This is a genomic window from Cecembia calidifontis, from assembly GCF_004216715.1.
GTDB classification, from domain to species: Bacteria; Bacteroidota; Bacteroidia; order Cytophagales; family Cyclobacteriaceae; genus Cecembia_A; species Cecembia_A calidifontis.
Genome location: NZ_SGXG01000001.1, coordinates 246,894 through 263,912, shown reverse-complemented (window position 1 = coordinate 263,912; position 17,019 = coordinate 246,894). Strand labels below are relative to the sequence as shown.

Sequence of the window (17,019 nt, the reverse complement as noted above, 5' to 3'; positions counted from 1 at the left end):
TTAATCAAAAAAATGGAATGTCTGTGCCTTTTGGTACAAATATTCCCGAAATAATATTCTAATAAAATCTATTTTATTAGATTTGAGGCGTTTTTCAAAGGACCATACAGTTTATAAAATCATATGTCAAAAACAGTAAAGCTTAAGAAGGGATTCGATATTAAGCTCGTAGGTGAAGCTGAAAAGCAGCTTGCGGACTTCAAGCCCGCTAAAACTTTTGCGATTAAGCCTACCGATTTTATCGGTATGCAAAGGCCAAAAGTAACTGTAAATGAAGGTGATACAGTCAAAGCAGGGACTCCGATTTTATTTGACAAGGCCATGGAAAAGGTGCAGTATGTTGCCCCTGTTTCCGGTGAAATTGTAGAAATCAAAAGAGGGGATAGAAGAAAGCTTTTAGAGATCAAAATCCTTGCTGATTCATCCATCAGCTATGAATCATTCGATAAATTCTCGGAGGATGCTTTGAGATCTTTGAGCAAACAGGACGCTATCGAGCAAATGTGCAAAGGCGGTGTTTGGCCTCAGATCATTCAAAGACCATTCGGCATTGTAGCCAATCCGGAAGATACTCCAAAATCCATTTTCATTTCCGGTTTTGATTCCCATCCATTGGCGCCGGATTATGGTTTTCTACTCCAGGGAGAAGAGAAATACTTCCAGGCAGGTATTGATGTGTTGTCCAAGCTGACCTCCGGTAAAATTCATTTGAATGTGAAAGGTGAAGGGGCAGTTCCTGCAATTTTCGCCAATGCAAAGGGGGTGGAGCTGAACAAATTCAGCGGACCTCATCCGGCAGGAAACGTGGGTGTTCAGATCCATCATATCGATCCCATAAATAAAGGTGATATTGTTTGGACAATCCATCCTTATGGAGTAGTTCAGATTGGTAAACTGTTTTTGGAAGGAAAATATGACGCTTCCAAGCTTGTGGCAGTGACAGGTTCTGAAGCGGTGAAAAAAGGATATGTGAAAACCTACATAGGTGCCTGTGTTGATCCTTTGGTGGCCGGCAATATCAAGCAGGATAACATCCGGGTAGTTTCAGGTAATGTGCTTACCGGGGAAAAAATCAACAGAGATGGGTATATTGGTTATTACCACCATCAGATTACCCTACTTCCTGAAGGTAATCAATATGAGTTTTTGGGCTGGATGAAACCGACCGCCAGCAGACTCAGCTACCATAGGGCCTTGGGACTTTTGTCCTTCCTGAGCCCTAATAAGGAATATGTGCTTGATACCAATACCAATGGGGAAGAAAGGGCATTTGTTCAGACAGGTGTTTTTGAAAGCGTTACCCCAATGGATATTCTTCCTGTCTATCTGTTGAAGGCCATTTTGGCCGAAGACTTTGACGAAATGGAAGAACTTGGAATTTACGAAGTCGTTGAGGAAGATTTGGCACTTTGTGAGTTTGTGGACGTGTCCAAACATCCGGTTCAGGAAATAGTTAGAAAAGGGATAGATTTAATTCAATACAGTTAATCAATATGAAGTTTCTAAGAGATCTGTTGGATAAGCAGAAACCGCTTTTTCAAAAAGGTGGGAAATTAGAGAACCTGTACTATCTGTATGAGGCGGGAGAAACATTCCTGTTCAAGCCGAACCATACTGCAGGTATAAAAGGAACTCAAGTAAAAGATGCCATTGACCTGAAAAGGATGATGATCACCGTAGTGATTGCCATGATTCCTTGTTTGTTGTTCGGTATCTATAATACAGGCCATCAGCATTTTCTGGCAACCGGTCAGACCGCTGGATTATGGGAAGATTTTGGTCCAAAACTTCTTGTAGGTCTTAAACTGGTACTGCCAATCGTAATTGTGGCCTATGCTGCGGGAGGTTTGGTAGAAGCTGCGTTTGCCGTAATCAGAAAGCACCCTATCAATGAGGGTTTCCTTGTTACCGGTATGTTGATTCCTTTGGTGGTACCTGCTACTTTGCCTTTATGGCAAGTTGCTTTGGCTACCATCTTTGCAGTTGTGATTGCAAAAGAGGTGTTTGGAGGTACAGGTATGAATATCCTTAATGTGGCCATGACTGCCAGGGCATTTTTGTACTTTGCCTATCCTGCACAGATTTCCGGTGACCAGGTTTGGACTTATTTGGGTGACAAAGCTCCGGTAGATGGATTCTCAGGTGCGACAGCTTTGGCGGTGGCTTACACTGCCGGTGTAGAAGGACAGCCTGTGACCCAGGCTTTAGCGGAGCATAACGCCGCTTTGGGAGAAGGTTTGTTCAGTTTCATGAACCTATTTATAGGATGGATTCCCGGATCTATCGGTGAAACATCTACTTTGATGGCATTGATAGGTGCTGTCATACTTATTGCCACTGGAGTAGCCTCCTGGAAGATCATTGTAAGTGGTTTTGCCGGTGCTTATGTGATGGGCTTGGTGATGAACCTTTTTGCGGTGAATGAATACATGGCAATGGCTCCTGAGTACCACTGGGTAATAGGAGGATTGGCATTTGGGGTAGTATTTATGGCTACTGATCCGGTTTCTGCGGCACAGACCGAAGTTGGAAAATGGATTTATGGTTTCTTGATCGGTGTACTGACTGTAATCATCAGGGTGACCAACCCAGCTTATCCTGAGGGCATTATGTTGGCAGTTCTGTTCATGAACGTATTTGCCCCATTGATTGACTATTATGTAGTAAAAGCAAATAAGAAAAGGAGGTTACAACGTGCAACAGTCTAACGCTTATATCATTACCTTTTCAGTAATCCTGACCGTTGTCCTTGGGTTACTGTTGTCAGGTACTTCACAGGTTCTGGCTCCGATCCAGAAAAAGGCTGTGGAACTGGATACAAAAAAACAAATTCTTGGTGCGGTATTGGACGCTTCCCAATTGCGTGCCATGAAAGCAGATGAAATCCTTGCATTTTACGATAAAAGAATCAGCTCCAAAGTAGTAGATATTGAGGGAAATGTTCTTGAAAAAGATGCGGACGGTAACCCGATTATTGCTGAGAACGTAAATGTCGCTAAGAATTATAAAATGGCACCTGAAAAAAGGCAATACCCAATCTTTATTTTCCACAAAGAAGGAAATCCAGATGATGTGGAAGCTTACATTGTTCAGGTTTATGGAGCGGGTCTTTGGGATGAAATCTGGGGTTTCCTGGCTTTGGATACAGACTTGAATACCATTGCCGGTGTGACATTTGGTCACAAGTCTGAAACCCCTGGTCTGGGTGCAAGAATCACTGAGGGAGCTGTTCAGAACCGTTTTCAGGGAAAAAAGATCTTTGATGAATCCGGAAACTTTCAATCTGTAGCCATGCAGAAAGGCGAAGGAAAAGATTATTCTGATGACTTGCATAAAGTGGATGGTCTTTCCGGTGCTACCATTACTGCAAATGGCGTCAATGCAATGTTGAACAACTATTTAAGGTACTACAAAGCATATTTTGACAAGTTGAAAGCTTCTAAGTCCTCAGAAGTTGTTGCTTTAAATTAATTTCGAACATTATAATTTATCTATAATGAGTACAGAAACAGCACAGGCAGAAGTTAAAAAACCCGCTGAGGGCTTACTGTCTAAGAGAAGAAAGAAATTTATTACCGATCCTTTGGTTGATAACAATCCGATTACCATTCAGGTATTGGGTATCTGTTCTGCCCTGGCGGTAACAACCCAGATGCAGCCTACTTTGGTAATGGCGATTTCGGTAATTTTCGTAATGGTGATGGCCAACCTGACCATTTCTTTGATGAGAAATACCATTCCAACCAGGGTAAGGATCATAGTCCAGTTGGCCGTAGTAGCTTCTTTGGTTACTTTGGTAAACGAGGTCTTGAAGGCTTTTGCTTTTGACATGTACAAAGAACTTTCCGTATTCGTAGGTTTGATCATTACCAACTGTATTGTAATGGGTCGTCTAGAGGCCTTTGCTTTGGGGAATAAGCCTTATGATTCCATTTTGGACGGCTTTGGTTCTGCCTTGGGCTATTCCTGGATCATTTTGGCAGTAGCTTTCTTCAGGGAGTTGCTTGGATCCGGATCTGTTTTTGGTGTGCAGGTTTACGATGCCATTTCCGGTTTGTTTGGAGAAGGTTTCAGCCTGGCTACCAATGGCCTGATGGTTTCTCCGGTTGGAGCCTTCATCATCCTTGGCCTGATCATTTGGGTACAGCGTACAAAAACCGGTTATGTTGAACACTAAAAAGTACTGTCATGGAATTAATTAGTCTTGGAATTAAATCGATCTTTATTGATAACATGGTATTTGCTTACTTCTTGGGAATGTGTTCCTTCTTGGCCGTTTCCAAAAAAGTAAGTACAGCCTTGGGATTGGGCGCTGCGGTTATCTTCGTATTGACAGTAACTGCTCCGACCAACTGGTTATTGAATGAATTTGTATTGAAAGAAGGGGCTTTGACCTGGTTGGGTGCTTCATTTGCCACTGTAGACCTTTCCTTCTTGAGATTTATCATGTTTATTGCCATCATCGCTGCTATGGTGCAGTTGGTTGAAATGGTCGTGGAGAAGTTTGCTCCTGCACTTTATGGTGCTTTGGGTATCTTCCTTCCTTTGATTGCGGTAAACTGCGCCATCTTGGGCGGCTCTCTTTTCATGGCCCAGCGAGATTATACTTTGGCTGAAGCTACTGTTTATGGATTTGGTTCCGGAACAGGGTTCTTCTTGGCCATTGTAGCTTTAGCTGCCATTAGAGAAAAATTAAAATACTCCAATGTACCAAATGGATTAAAAGGTTTGGGTATTACCATGCTTTTGACTGGATTAATGGGGATTGCCTTCATGTCCTTCATGGGTATCGACCTTTAATCTTGTTCATACAATAAAGAAAAAGCCTTGGGTAATCCTCAAGGCTTTTTTCATTTTACAACCAAACCTGAAAAATATTTAATGATTCCAAGTACCGAATTTCCCTGATTGGTAATCCCGGTAAGCCTGCATAATTTCTTCTTGGGTATTCATGACAAAAGGTCCTTGGGCAACCATTGGCTCATTAAAGGGTGCTGCATGTCCCAAAATTACAACCGCATCCTCTGTGGCTTCAATAGAAATACTTTCCCCATCTTGATTGAATTCAACCAAATTCCGGAATGGGATTTCCTCACCCAAAACTTTCACTTTTCCTCGGACTACATAAAAGAATATGTTTTCAGTAGAAGGTATGTTTTTTTGGACCCTTCCGGATTTTTGCATGTAAATTGTACTCATGAATATAGGGAAGAGGGTAGGAAAAGAGCCCTTTTTGTCTTCCCATTCACCAGCGATCAACTGAACTTTGACTTTCCCTACGTCTGATTCGAAAGCAGTAATTTCTTCTTTTTGTAATCCTAAATACCTGGGCTCTGTCATTTTCAGCTTTGCCGGTAAGTTTACCCAAAGTTGGAGTATCTCTAAATTTCCCCCTTCTTTCTTAAACTTGCTAGAAGATACTTCTGCATGGATAAGTCCTTTTCCAGCTGTCATCCATTGAACTCCTCCTGACTCTATTACCGATTCATGTCCTCCTGAATCCATGTGCATGATATCTCCTTCCAAGATAAAGGTTACCGTTTCCATCCCTCTGTGCGGATGGGGTCCAAATGGCAGTCCATGGTTATTGGGCGCGTATTTTTGGAAACCGTGATGGTTCAGAAAAATGAAGGGATCAATCTGCCTGAGTTTGGGAGAAGGTAATGGATTGTAAGTGATCAGATCCGCAATAGGATGATAACTTGCTTTATGAATTGCTTTGATAGTCCTCATATATGAATAAATGTATATACATGTAATTCAATTTTAGCTGAAATTGTTCCACAATCCTTAAAAAAAAAGCCTGAATTGATTCAGGCTTGTCGTTTTTTATTTTAACCAGGCTAAGGAAACCTCATCAGGGGCTTTCATTCGGTCTGCCAGTCTCATGTATCTTTCTGATAAGTTGGAAAGATAATCTTGTGCCTTAGCAGCCATATCGGATAAGCCTGTCAGGTTTTCAATTTTCCAGAGTTTAACCAAATGGTCAATGATTCTCGCATAATCCCAACCTGTATAGATTCCGATTTTTTGGGTAATTGCGGAAAACTGGTCAAAAAGCGTGGGGTTGGAACTTCCCTGACCCATTAATACGGCAGGCATAACGATCTGTTTTCTCATCATTTTTTCGAAAGCCAGAATTGCTCCGCTTGGGTCGATTTCAAAGATTTGGGACATGAAATTTTTGTAAGCTTTTTCATGTCTTGCCTCATCTCCGGCAATGGTTTTACATATTCTGGAAAGAACATCATCTCCTGCTTTATCGGCAAGTTTGCCCGTATTTACATGGGAAATTTTGGTAGCTCTTTCTTGGAAGGAGGTATATATGATGGCCTGATAAGGATCTTTTTCAGATCTTGGATCAAAGCCATTATAAATCAGCCTATGAATGGTCTGCTCCACTTTTTTCATATCTGCCCTTCCTGAGAGGTAAAGGTATTTGTTGAGCAGGTCACCGTGCCTGTTTTCTTCTGCTGTCCATGCTTTGGACCATTTTACCCATCCTGAGTTGCTCAAAAGGCTTCCTTCTACATTGATGCCTTCCAATAAATTGAAATATGTCTGGTAACTTGGAAGGGCCTCTTCGGTGATCATGTTCCCAATGAGGGAGGTTATGACTGTGTCGGGAATGTTAGCGGCTCTTTCTTGAAGTTTTTTAACCTCATCGAAGGCATCAGGCTGACTCATATCCGGCAAAAAATCCGAAGGCTGCCAGCATTCATCTGGATTGACCAGAATGTTTTCAACTGCGTGATTGACATAGCCATCCAACTGTGAGATGACTTCCATGTTTTTTTCTAATTCGTAATCTATTTTATCCGGCTTGTTCATGCTAAGGGTTATTTTTCCTACACACCGGAATAAAATTCCGTAGGAAAATTTAATGGTAAAGATTGATTTTCCCTAAAGGTAAGGACAATAAACGAATTTAAGCGCGAAGAAACCCGATTTCTGTTTTGGGTTTCTTCTTGCACGCCACATTTAATATAGTCTTTTATTTTTAGCTAACTTTTACACGTTCCATCGCCAGTATTTGACCGTTTATAAATCTTCAGGCAATTTGGCCATGTCAAAACAGTATTTTGGTTCTTAAACTCTAAACGCCATGAAGAAAAACATATTATTTATCCTTTTGCTAGGGATTGTATCTGCATGCAGTTCCCCACAGGCTGAAAAAGTAGATTACACGGTATTAACCGATGAGGAGAGGTTGGAAATTGCCAAAGAAATCGCTCAAAATACCATCATAGTGGATGGCCATATGGATCTTCCTTTTAGGATGTACAATATGGGGCACCACATGAGAGGCGAGGTGTTTGATTTTATGAGCAGGAGCGATCAGGGGAATATTGATTATGTAAGGGCAAAAGAAGGAGGGGTGGATGCTCCGTTTATGGCAATATATATTCCTGCATCATACCAGGAAACGGGTGGCGCCAAGGGCTTGGCAGATACCCTGATTATGATGGTAGAAAGGATGATCAATACCTGGCCTGACAAATTGGCTTTTGCCAGATCCCCGGAAGAAATTGAATCAAACTTTAAAAAAGGCCTATTATCCCTTCCAATGGGAATTGAAAATGCAGCAGCCATTGAAGACGACTTATCCAATGTAGCCTATTTTTACAATAAAGGCATTAGGTATATGACCCTTACCCATGGAAAAGATAATCTGGTGGGGGATTCCTCCTATGATGATGCGGAGACGCATGGAGGATTAAGCGAGTTTGGCAAGGATGTAGTCAAGGAGATGAACCGATTGGGGATGATCGTGGATGTGTCCCATGTTACGGACAAGACATTTTTTGATGTGGCTGAAGTATCCAAAGCCCCGGTAGTCGCTACCCATAGCTCTGTGAGGGCTTTTACTCCTGGATTTGAAAGAAATGTGTCTGACGAAATCATTCAAAAAATTGCCGAAAAGAATGGTATGGTCATGATCACTTTTGGAGGAAGTTTCCTGGATCAAGCGTACTCTGATGCCAATTCGGCCATAAGGGAACATGTCCAGGAGTGGTTGAAGGAAAATAACCTGAGCTATAGGGATGAAAAAGCCCAGGAATATATCAGGGCTTATTCTGCAGATAAAAAACCAACAGTACATGTGTCCAAAGTAGTAGACCATATTGATCATGTGGTGAAATTGGTCGGGATTGATCATGTGGGCCTGGGATCGGATTTTGATGGGGTTGGGGATACCTTGCCGGAGGGATTGAAGGATGCTTCTATGTATCCCAATATTATTGCAGAACTGCTCAAAAGAGGTTATAGCAAAGAAGATGTCGAAAAGATCTGTTATAAAAATTTCTTCCGGGTCTGGAAAGATGTGGAAGCGGTGGCAGGTAAATAAAAAAGGGAGCCGGAGCGCTCCCTTTTTTATTTTTTCAGTACTTCGAGTTCCTTTTTCAGTTCAGCCACGGTTTTATCTGATTCTTCCAGGATTTTTTCGAAAGTTGAACGGTTATTTTCCTTTTCCAATTCTTCAAATAATTCAACAGAGGTACATAATTCTGCCAAATGTTTAAAGTCAAGGTTCAGGGCTACACCCTTAAGGGCATGGCAAGCTTGTTTGACTGATTTCAGATTTCCTTCTTTCAGGGTTTTTGCAAGGTCGCCTTTTATCTTTTCAATATTTTGGAGGCTGACTTCCAGTAATTGCCTGAAAAATTCAGGATCCGATTTCCTGAATTCATCCAATCTGGACAAGACTTTTTTATCCTCTTCTATTTTCTGGGTTCCTATATATTTGTCCAGCATTTCCTGGATATCAGCCACTACCACTGGTTTGGAAAGATAGTTGTCCATGCCAACTTCAATACACCTCTCAAATTCCCCTTTGACTGTTCCTGCAGTTAGGGCCACAATGGGAACTCTTCTTGTATTGTTTTCAATTTGGCGAATGGCAATAGTTGCCTCATACCCGCTCATCTCAGGCATTTGAATATCCATGAAGATCATCGAAGGATTTTCATTGGAAAACAATTCGACAGCTTCCCTGCCGTTTTTGGCTTCCAATATTTTACATCCAGGGAGAAGGTTTTTGACAATAGTTTTTGCCAATAACATATTTACTGGATTGTCATCTACTAAAAGGATTTTTAAAACACCATTTGTTTTTTGTGGATTTGGATGCACAATTGGTTCAGGTTTTTCCGCTTTAGCAGAAGCTTTATCTTCCTCAAGCATTTCTTCCGTTTCTGCAATTGGCAGGCTCAGTTTAAAAAAGAAGCGGCTTCCTTTACCAAGTTCTGTTTCAAGTTCCAGATGGGATTCCATCAATTGCAGGATTTTGTTACTGATGGTAAGTCCTAAACCTGTTCCCCCATATTTTCTTGTCGTGGAATTGTCTTCCTGCGCAAAGGCCTCAAAAATCACTTTTTCTTTCTCTTTAGAAATACCAATTCCAGTGTCCCTTACAGAAAATTCCAGATCAATATATTTTCCGTCATGGCTATGGCCGAGTTTCTTGATGGATAATTCAATTTCACCTTCATGGGTAAACTTAGAGGCATTGCTCAGTAGGTTGATCATAACCTGCTTCAACCTGGTGGCATCCACCCAGACGGTACCGGGCAAAACATCAGTCATACTGAGCTTTAATCCAATGTTCTTTTTATCGATAGATGGTTCAATCAATTTCAAGGTTTCTTTGGCCAAACCTTCCAGCTTAACTTTTGTTGGACTAAGCTCCAATTTTCCGGCCTCAATTTTTGAAAAATCCAGGATGTCATTGATCAGGTCCAAGAGGAGTTTGCCGGATTGCATAATGGATTGAATGAATTCCTTTTGGGTTTCATCTAGATTCGTTTTCATTAATAAATCAGAAAAACCGATTACCCCGTTTAGTGGTGTCCTGATTTCATGGCTCATGTTTGCCAGAAATTCTGATTTGGCAACACTGGCTTCATTCGCTTGTTGCATGGATAACCTGAGGTTTTGTTCCATGTTTTTCCGCTCCACAGCATTGGAAATACTTTCAGCGAAACTGATGAGCAATGCTGTCTCCGCCTCGCTCCATTCCCTTTCCTTCTGACAGTCATCGAATCCCACAAAACCCCAAAATCTCTTCTCAACGAAAATTGGTATAAGCAGGATGGATTTAATTCCCTGACTTTCCAAAAGCCCTTTGAGACCTTCATCTTCAATTTTTGAAACTATATTGAAATAAACCTCATTTTCCAACAGGAATTTCATGGACTCTCCGAATAAGCTGATGGGAAGGTTTTGAAGCTCTGGATTATCAATTTCCGGGGGGACCCCCAAGGCGCTCCATTCAAACCGCTGAGAGCTAAAATAGTTGCCTTCTTCATCCATGCTATTTTCAAAAAGATAAGCGCGGTCAGCACCTGCACCGTCCCCCAGAATGGTGATGGCTTTCTGGGTAGCTTTTTGGAAATCGGCATTGGATAACAATTCCTTTGTAGCAAATGCTATAGAAGTGAGCATTTTCTCATTTCTTAACAGGGAGGTATTGATGCTTTGGAGCTTTTGTTCATTTGCCCGGATCCTTTCTTCAGCTTGTTTTTGACTGGTGATATCCCTGAAAAACAAATATTGGGTTCTTTTAATGTTAACATCTTCCCCTTCCGTGATTTTTTTCAAAAATGCCAAGTAATACCTGCCATCCTTCTCCAAGTAAAATTCAAATAGTTTTTTGGCTTGTTCAGGAAGGAAAAGTTCGGCCAGGTCAGTCCAGCTTTGGGTAATCTGATGTATTGCAGTAAACTTCTTGTTTGGCAATATTGTATCCAAAATATATTGTGCACGTCTGTTTTGGGCGATAATCTCCCCGCTTTCATCAATGATCAAAATACCATCTGAGAGGTTGTCAAAGATGGTTTTGAATGCGATTGGATTAATTCTGAAAAGCTTGTATTTGAATAAAGCCCAGTACAACAGGATAGCACTGATGGCAAGGAAAAAAGGAACCGGGTCCAGCCCGTAGGGATAAAAGCCAAAAATCATCATGATGTAGGCTATCCATGGAATAAATGTTCCAAGAAGCATGATCAGCACTTGCCCCCTGTAAATGGTTGGCACAGAAAAAATCATTCTCAATAAGAGGATGTTAGAGGTTATGATAAGCAGGGTATTGTAAATTACATAAAGCCAGTGAAGGATGTTGGGGTCAATAGATACAGAGGTAAAATAACCATTGAATTTTGTGCTGATTTCATAATAAAAAAGCTGGTGCCAATCATTGGTTAAAACGAATATCAAAAACAAGCCGGAAAGCGCAAAAAGTATATTGATCCAAGTCTTATTGATTATGTCTGATCGGTCAGAATATTTTAGGACAAAGAGTAAAAGCAAAGGGGAAATGAAGACATCCCCAAGAAATTCCAAAGAATAAAAAAGTTTGATGGTGCTGGGCGTAGCCCCCAATAGTTCAACTCCATAAAAAAAAGAGTAAAAAAAACAGCCCACCATAAGGTAGGAAAAATATTTTTCTCCAAGCTGATTCGATCTTTTTGTTGAAAGCAGGAATAGTCCAAGAAAAATAATGCTCGTTAAAAATATTGGGATTGCGAAAGGGTTATAAGCAAATTGAATGTCCATAATTATCAATTTCAACAAGCAAATTAATATTTATCTTTTTAAATTAGAGGATAAGTCTATGTAAAAATATCAGAATTAATTTTTGAAAAAAATCATACGGTGTCAAAGCTGATTTTTGGAAAATTATTCTGAGGTAAATCTAAAAACCAAAATGTATTGTTATGAGAAAATTTGCAATTGCCTTATTTACGTTTTTTTTAATTTCATCAGCCGGCCACCTTTTTGCCCAAGAGGTAGATGAAAAGAGCCAACAGGAATTGGTGGATGCCAAAAAAGTAGTCCAGGAAGAAAAGAAAAGGCTTGCCCAAGAGAAGGCAGAAATGAAAGCTCAGGCAAAAAATGAAAAGGAAATCATGGCTAGAGAAAAGGCAGAGCAAAAAAGAATCGCCAATTATGAGAAGGCCATAAGTAATTATGAAAAAGCTTTGAATAATAAGCATAAAACAGAAATCAAACTTGCCAAGCAAAGATTGAAAATGGAAAAGGCTATCAATAAAGGGAAGGTTTCCAGTGCTGATATTTCGAAAATGGAATTGGGGATTAAGAAAACAGAAATTTCTGTAGAAAAACTAAAAATGGATATTGATAGGTACCAAAGGGAAATGGAAAGGTATGCCAAACCAAAAGACTAATAATTCCGGCAAATAATTGTAGGATTCCCCTGGCCGGTTTAGGGTTCTTCTGTCAAATAGTCCTGTTTAAGACCGTGAATCTGCATGAATCGGACAAATTTTCCGTTTTTTGGCTGTTTTTTGCTTTGGTAAAAAATTTGATTTAAGAAAATGGACTTCCAAGTGGAGTCTCTAAATTATCATAATTAACCAACTTTAACCATGGATTTCAAACAATTTACCATCAAATCACAGGAAGCCATCCAAAAAGCGGCGGAGCTTGCTATGGCAGAGCAACAGCAGGCCATAGAACCTGCTCATCTGCTCAAAGGCATTTTTTCCGAGGATGAAAATGTCACCGACTTTCTTCTTCAAAAACTTGCCGTGAATAAGACTTTGGTGGTTCAAAAAACTGACGAAATCATCAGGGGGCTTCCCAAAGTGAGCGGTCAGCAACCCTACTTATCCAATGCGGCCAATCAGGTGATGGTAAAGGCTAAAGATTACCTTAAGACCTTTGGGGATGAGTTTGTAGCCATTGAGCATTTGCTCTTGGGTATTTTGGCAGGTACCGATAAAACTGCCCAGCTATTGAAAGATCAGGGAATGAGTGAAAAAGCACTGATCGAAGCTATCAAGGAATTAAGAAAAGGAAATAAAGTGACAGACCAAAACGCAGAATCCAAATACAGGGCTTTGGAGAAATATTCCAAAAACCTGAATGATCTGGCCAAGAAGGGAAAGATTGACCCTGTAATCGGCCGGGATGAAGAAATACGAAGGGTTTTACAGATATTGGCCAGAAGGACCAAAAACAATCCTATCCTACTGGGTGAGCCAGGTGTGGGTAAGACTGCCATAGTCGAAGGACTGGCCCAGAGGATCGTAAGTGGTGACGTGCCGGAAAACCTCAAATCCAAAACCATTATATCCCTTGACATGGGCTTGCTTGTGGCAGGCGCTAAGTACAAAGGTGAGTTTGAAGAAAGGCTGAAAGCAGTAATCAAGGAAGTGACTGATTCAGAAGGAGAGATCATTCTCTTTATTGATGAGATCCACACCCTGATTGGTGCCGGAGGAGGAGGGGAAGGGGCCATGGATGCGGCCAACCTGTTGAAACCTGCCCTTGCAAGGGGAGAGCTTCATGCCATTGGAGCAACCACACTCAAAGAATACCAAAAGTACATCGAGAAAGATAAGGCTTTGGAAAGAAGATTCCAGGCAGTCATGGTCGATGAGCCTGATGCAGCGGATGCCATTTCCATCTTGAGGGGGATCAAGGACAAGTACGAACTCCACCATGGGGTAAGGATCAAAGATGATGCAGTCATTGCAGCAGTCGAACTTTCCCAGCGGTACATTTCCGATCGTTTCCTTCCAGATAAAGCCATTGACCTGATGGACGAGGCGGCAGCCAAGTTGAGGATGGAGATTGATTCCCTGCCTCAGGAACTGGATGAACTCAACCGTAGGATCATGCAGCTGGAGATTGAACGTGAAGCCATCAGAAGAGAAAACAACAAGGATAAGGAAGCTATCCTAAGCAAAGAAATCGCTGAATTGTCAGAAAAAAGGCAGTCTGTGAAAGCCAAGTGGGAGTCGGAAAAATCAGTGATCACCGGTATTAGGACAGAAAAAGAGAATATTGAAAAGCTGAAGCTTGAGGCCGAACAGGCAGAAAGGGCGGGTGATTTTGGTAAGGTGGCCGAAATCCGATACGGAAAGATTGTAGAGGCAGAGCAAAAACTTGAAAACTACAAAAAGCAGTTGGCTGAAATGCAACAGGGTTCGCCATTATTGAAAGAAGAAGTGGACCATGAAGATATTGCTGCTGTGGTTTCCAAATGGACAGGAATTCCTCTTTCCAAAATGATCCAAAGTGAGAGGGAAAAACTCCTCCACCTGGAAGATGAGTTGGGCAAACGTGTCGCGGGACAAAGAGAGGCTATTGCTGCACTTTCCGATGCGGTAAGAAGAAGCAGGGCTGGGCTACAGGATCCCAAGCGTCCGATAGGTTCATTTATCTTTTTGGGTACCACCGGTGTGGGTAAGACAGAATTGGCCAAAGCTTTGGCAGAATACCTCTTCAATGATGAGAATGCCATGGTGAGAATAGATATGTCCGAATATCAGGAAAGGCATGCGGTATCCAGATTGGTGGGAGCGCCTCCGGGATATGTAGGCTATGATGAAGGAGGGCAATTGACTGAGGCGGTCAGACGCAAGCCTTATTCTGTAGTCCTGTTGGATGAAATCGAAAAAGCCCATCCGGATGTGTTCAATATCCTGCTACAGGTGCTGGATGACGGAAGGTTGACAGACAATAAAGGTAGGGTGGCCAATTTCAAAAACACCATCATCATCCTTACCACCAATATCGGTTCGCACCTGATTCAGGAGAGGTTTGCCGAAATGGAAGAGTGGAACAAAGAAGAGGTAATGGAAAAAACCAAAGCCGAGGTCTTTGACCTGTTGAAGAAATCCGTGAGACCGGAGTTCCTCAATAGGATAGATGAGGTGATCATGTTTGAACCGCTCAATAAAGAAGTCACCAGAAAAATAGTGGATATACAGTGGAGGGAAATCCAAAAACGACTGGCAGAAGCCAATATTGAGATTGAGGCGACACAGGAGGTACTGGATTATCTAGGAGAAGTAGGCTTTGACCCACAGTTTGGAGCAAGACCACTTAAGAGAACCATGCAGCGATTGATTCTCAATGAGCTGTCCAAACAAATTTTGGCAGGTTATATAAAGAGCGATTCTGCAGTATTGGTGGACCTAGATGCTGACAAGCAGGTTTACTTCAAAAATGTGGATACCATAGCGGTATAACAAAGCCAACACATTTTATCTAAGGCTGTCCCAAAAATAGGGACAGCCTCTTTTATTTTTTTATGTGAATACCAAGAGGAAGCCCTGATGTATAAAAAAAAGGTTTACTCATATTTTTAAAGTTCTCCATCCATCTTTATTTTACAATTCAGTGGTTGAGGAGAAATTTTTTGTAAATTAATTACCCGAAACCAAACTTATATGCAGGAAGAACTATCGTCTAAAAAAGAAAAATCTGAACGGGAGAGGCAGACATTTTTTAGGGTGGCATTTAAAAACAATTGCAATCTGCTGCAGATCGCAGACAACAAGGCCAATATGGTTATCAGTATCAATGCCCTGGTTATTTCATCTATTATTGCCATATCGGGATATGGGACGATTTCCAATAAAATTGATCTGTATGGTTCTAAATTGATTATACCTCTCGTATTTATTTTAATAACCTGTTTCATTTCTACAATTTTGGGGGTGCAGGCTGCTAAGCCTAAAATAGTGGATGATAAAACAGTGCCCAGTAATCCAAACCAAGGTAGTCTTTTGTTTTTCGGTGAGAGTTCAGCTTATTCCAAAGAAGGATTTTTAAAGGAACTCGAAAAAATACTTCCTTCCCGTAGCGAGCTGAACAGCCACATGGCAGTCACCTTATATTACCAAGGGAAGGTCTTAAAAAACAAGTATAATCTCTTGGGATATGCTTATAATGTCTTTCTTCTCGGTCTGGCTATAGGTGTTTGCTCATTTTTGGCCTATCTCCTTTTTGATATTCTTTAACTGGGGGGCGTTGATTTGGGCTTGTAACCCTTTGATTTGTTGTGGTTTTTGTTTAATTTTTGATTGAACTTAAACCTTTTCTACCATGAGACTTTTCCCATCTTTTTTATGTCCATTAATGAAAATGATTTTAAGGGATATAAAGTGGGGGAAAGAACTCCTGTTTTTCATTCTTCTTTTCACTTTTTTGGGTGCAGTTAACTTTTCCTTGTCCCAGCAGGAGTCTAAAAAATCAATATTATTCCAAGAGGATGAGCTTTTGGATGTAAGGTTAGGCTATTCTTTCAAGGAAGTGAAATCCAGGAAATCAGATGAAGAGGGTAAATCAGGATATCTTTTTTACGGTAAGGAAGATCAAGGTTGGGATTCCATACCGATAATTACCCGTGGTCGGGGTAATTTCAGAAGGGATCAGTGTTTCTTTACCCCGTTGAAAGTACATATGAAAAAAAAGGAGGTGAAGGGGACCCTTTTCGAGGGAAATAAAACCTTGAAAGTGGTTTTGCCTTGTCAAAATGCCAAGGATGCCAGTGATTTTTTGGTAAAGGAATACATTTGTTACAAATTATATGAACCGCTAAGTCCTTACCATTTTAATTCAAGATTAATCAATCTCAATCTGACTGATGAAGGATCTAAACAGCAAAAGGCTTATGATGTTAAGGCAATATTTATAGAAGACGATGGTTTGGTGGCAGATAGGTTTGGGGCCAAGCTGCATAAGGGGAGGGAAATGAATCCCATGAGACTTCAGGATACTGCCTCTGTGGTTCATGACTTTTTTCAATTCTTCATAGGGAATACAGATTGGTCAGCGGCTGTTCAGCATAATGTGACCATCATGCAGCTACCCAATACAGCTTATATTCCTTTGTGTTATGATTTTGATATGACAGGGATGGTCAATGCTCAGTATGCTACAGTAAGTGAAAAGCTGAATATCAATTCTGTGAGGCAGAGACTATACCGGGGTTTTTGTAGGGATGAGGCCCTTTTTCAATATGTAAGGGCTTATTACCTCGAGCGGGAGCCAATGGTTTGGGAAGCTTTTCATCAGGCCGCAGTGCATCTTAGTCCAAAAGAAGTTCCTGCAATGAAACAATACATGAAAGAATTTTTCGATATTTTAAAAAATGACAAGAAGTTTAAAGATGAGATTTTTTCCAGGTGTAGAGGCGTATAATTTCTTAACAATTGGGTTGTTTGGAAGGTTAGATCAACAATCGTCTTAATCTTATCG

General features: G+C 41.0%; 13 protein-coding genes. 10 read left to right on the top strand and 3 right to left on the bottom strand.

Going from position 1 to position 17,019, the window contains the following annotated elements; translation table 11 throughout:
* Window positions 1-123 precede the first annotated feature (123 nt).
* From BC751_RS01170 to nqrE, 5 genes are read left to right on the top strand one after another with little or no spacing between them, the layout of a single operon-like run.
* Window positions 124-1,488, top strand: a complete 1,365-nt coding sequence (locus tag BC751_RS01170; protein WP_130273946.1) for a Na(+)-translocating NADH-quinone reductase subunit A — start codon at window positions 124-126, stop codon at window positions 1,486-1,488.
* A gap of 5 nt (window positions 1,489-1,493) precedes the next feature.
* Entirely contained in the window at window positions 1,494-2,708 is a 1,215-nt protein-coding gene (locus tag BC751_RS01165; protein ID WP_130273945.1) for an NADH:ubiquinone reductase (Na(+)-transporting) subunit B, read from the top strand.
* Window positions 2,695-3,471, top strand: coding sequence for an NADH:ubiquinone reductase (Na(+)-transporting) subunit C (nqrC, locus tag BC751_RS01160; RefSeq protein ID WP_130273944.1), 777 nt, complete (start codon window positions 2,695-2,697; stop codon window positions 3,469-3,471). Before BC751_RS01165 ends, nqrC begins: the two co-directional genes overlap by 14 nt.
* A 25-nt stretch (window positions 3,472-3,496) precedes the next feature.
* Window positions 3,497-4,177: an NADH:ubiquinone reductase (Na(+)-transporting) subunit D gene (locus BC751_RS01155; protein WP_130273943.1), complete on the top strand. Its 681-nt coding sequence runs from the start codon at window positions 3,497-3,499 to the stop codon at window positions 4,175-4,177.
* Window positions 4,178-4,188: 11 nt separating this feature from the next.
* On the top strand, window positions 4,189-4,800 hold the full coding sequence (nqrE, locus tag BC751_RS01150; RefSeq protein ID WP_130273942.1) for an NADH:ubiquinone reductase (Na(+)-transporting) subunit E: 612 nt from the start codon (window positions 4,189-4,191) through the stop codon (window positions 4,798-4,800).
* Between the two features lie 78 nt (window positions 4,801-4,878).
* On the opposite strand, the gene BC751_RS01145 is transcribed toward nqrE, so the two are convergent.
* Window positions 4,879-5,733: a pirin family protein gene (locus BC751_RS01145; protein ID WP_130273941.1), complete on the bottom strand. Its 855-nt coding sequence runs from the start codon at window positions 5,731-5,733 to the stop codon at window positions 4,879-4,881.
* A gap of 96 nt (window positions 5,734-5,829) precedes the next feature.
* Window positions 5,830-6,831, bottom strand: a complete 1,002-nt coding sequence (locus BC751_RS01140) for an acyl-ACP desaturase (protein ID WP_130273940.1) — start codon at window positions 6,829-6,831, stop codon at window positions 5,830-5,832.
* A 274-nt stretch (window positions 6,832-7,105) separates the two neighbouring features.
* Between BC751_RS01140 and BC751_RS01135 the strand changes: the two genes are divergently transcribed.
* On the top strand, window positions 7,106-8,350 hold the full coding sequence (locus tag BC751_RS01135) for a dipeptidase (protein ID WP_130273939.1): 1,245 nt from the start codon (window positions 7,106-7,108) through the stop codon (window positions 8,348-8,350).
* A 26-nt stretch (window positions 8,351-8,376) separates the two neighbouring features.
* Here BC751_RS01135 and BC751_RS01130 read toward each other — a convergent pair whose 3' ends face one another.
* Window positions 8,377-11,559 (bottom strand): histidine kinase N-terminal 7TM domain-containing protein, encoded by a 3,183-nt coding sequence (locus tag BC751_RS01130; protein WP_130273938.1) that lies wholly within the window; start codon window positions 11,557-11,559, stop codon window positions 8,377-8,379.
* A gap of 161 nt (window positions 11,560-11,720) precedes the next feature.
* On the opposite strand from BC751_RS01130, the gene BC751_RS01125 reads away from it, so the two are divergent.
* The 4 genes from BC751_RS01125 to BC751_RS01110 all read left to right on the top strand — a co-directional run bounded on the left by BC751_RS01125 (window position 11,721) and on the right by BC751_RS01110 (window position 16,962).
* Window positions 11,721-12,191, top strand: a complete 471-nt coding sequence (locus BC751_RS01125; protein ID WP_130273937.1) for a hypothetical protein — start codon at window positions 11,721-11,723, stop codon at window positions 12,189-12,191.
* Window positions 12,192-12,392: 201 nt separating this feature from the next.
* Window positions 12,393-15,005 carry an ATP-dependent chaperone ClpB gene (gene clpB / locus BC751_RS01120; protein WP_130273936.1) on the top strand — a complete coding sequence of 871 codons (2,613 nt, stop codon included), beginning with the start codon at window positions 12,393-12,395 and terminating at the stop codon, window positions 15,003-15,005.
* 201 nt (window positions 15,006-15,206) lie between these two features.
* Window positions 15,207-15,779 (top strand): Pycsar system effector family protein, encoded by a 573-nt coding sequence (locus tag BC751_RS01115; protein WP_130273935.1) that lies wholly within the window; start codon window positions 15,207-15,209, stop codon window positions 15,777-15,779.
* Between the two features lie 85 nt (window positions 15,780-15,864).
* Window positions 15,865-16,962 carry a hypothetical protein gene (locus tag BC751_RS01110; protein ID WP_207226822.1) on the top strand — a complete coding sequence of 366 codons (1,098 nt, stop codon included), beginning with the start codon at window positions 15,865-15,867 and terminating at the stop codon, window positions 16,960-16,962.
* The last annotated feature ends 57 nt before the right edge of the window (window positions 16,963-17,019 follow it).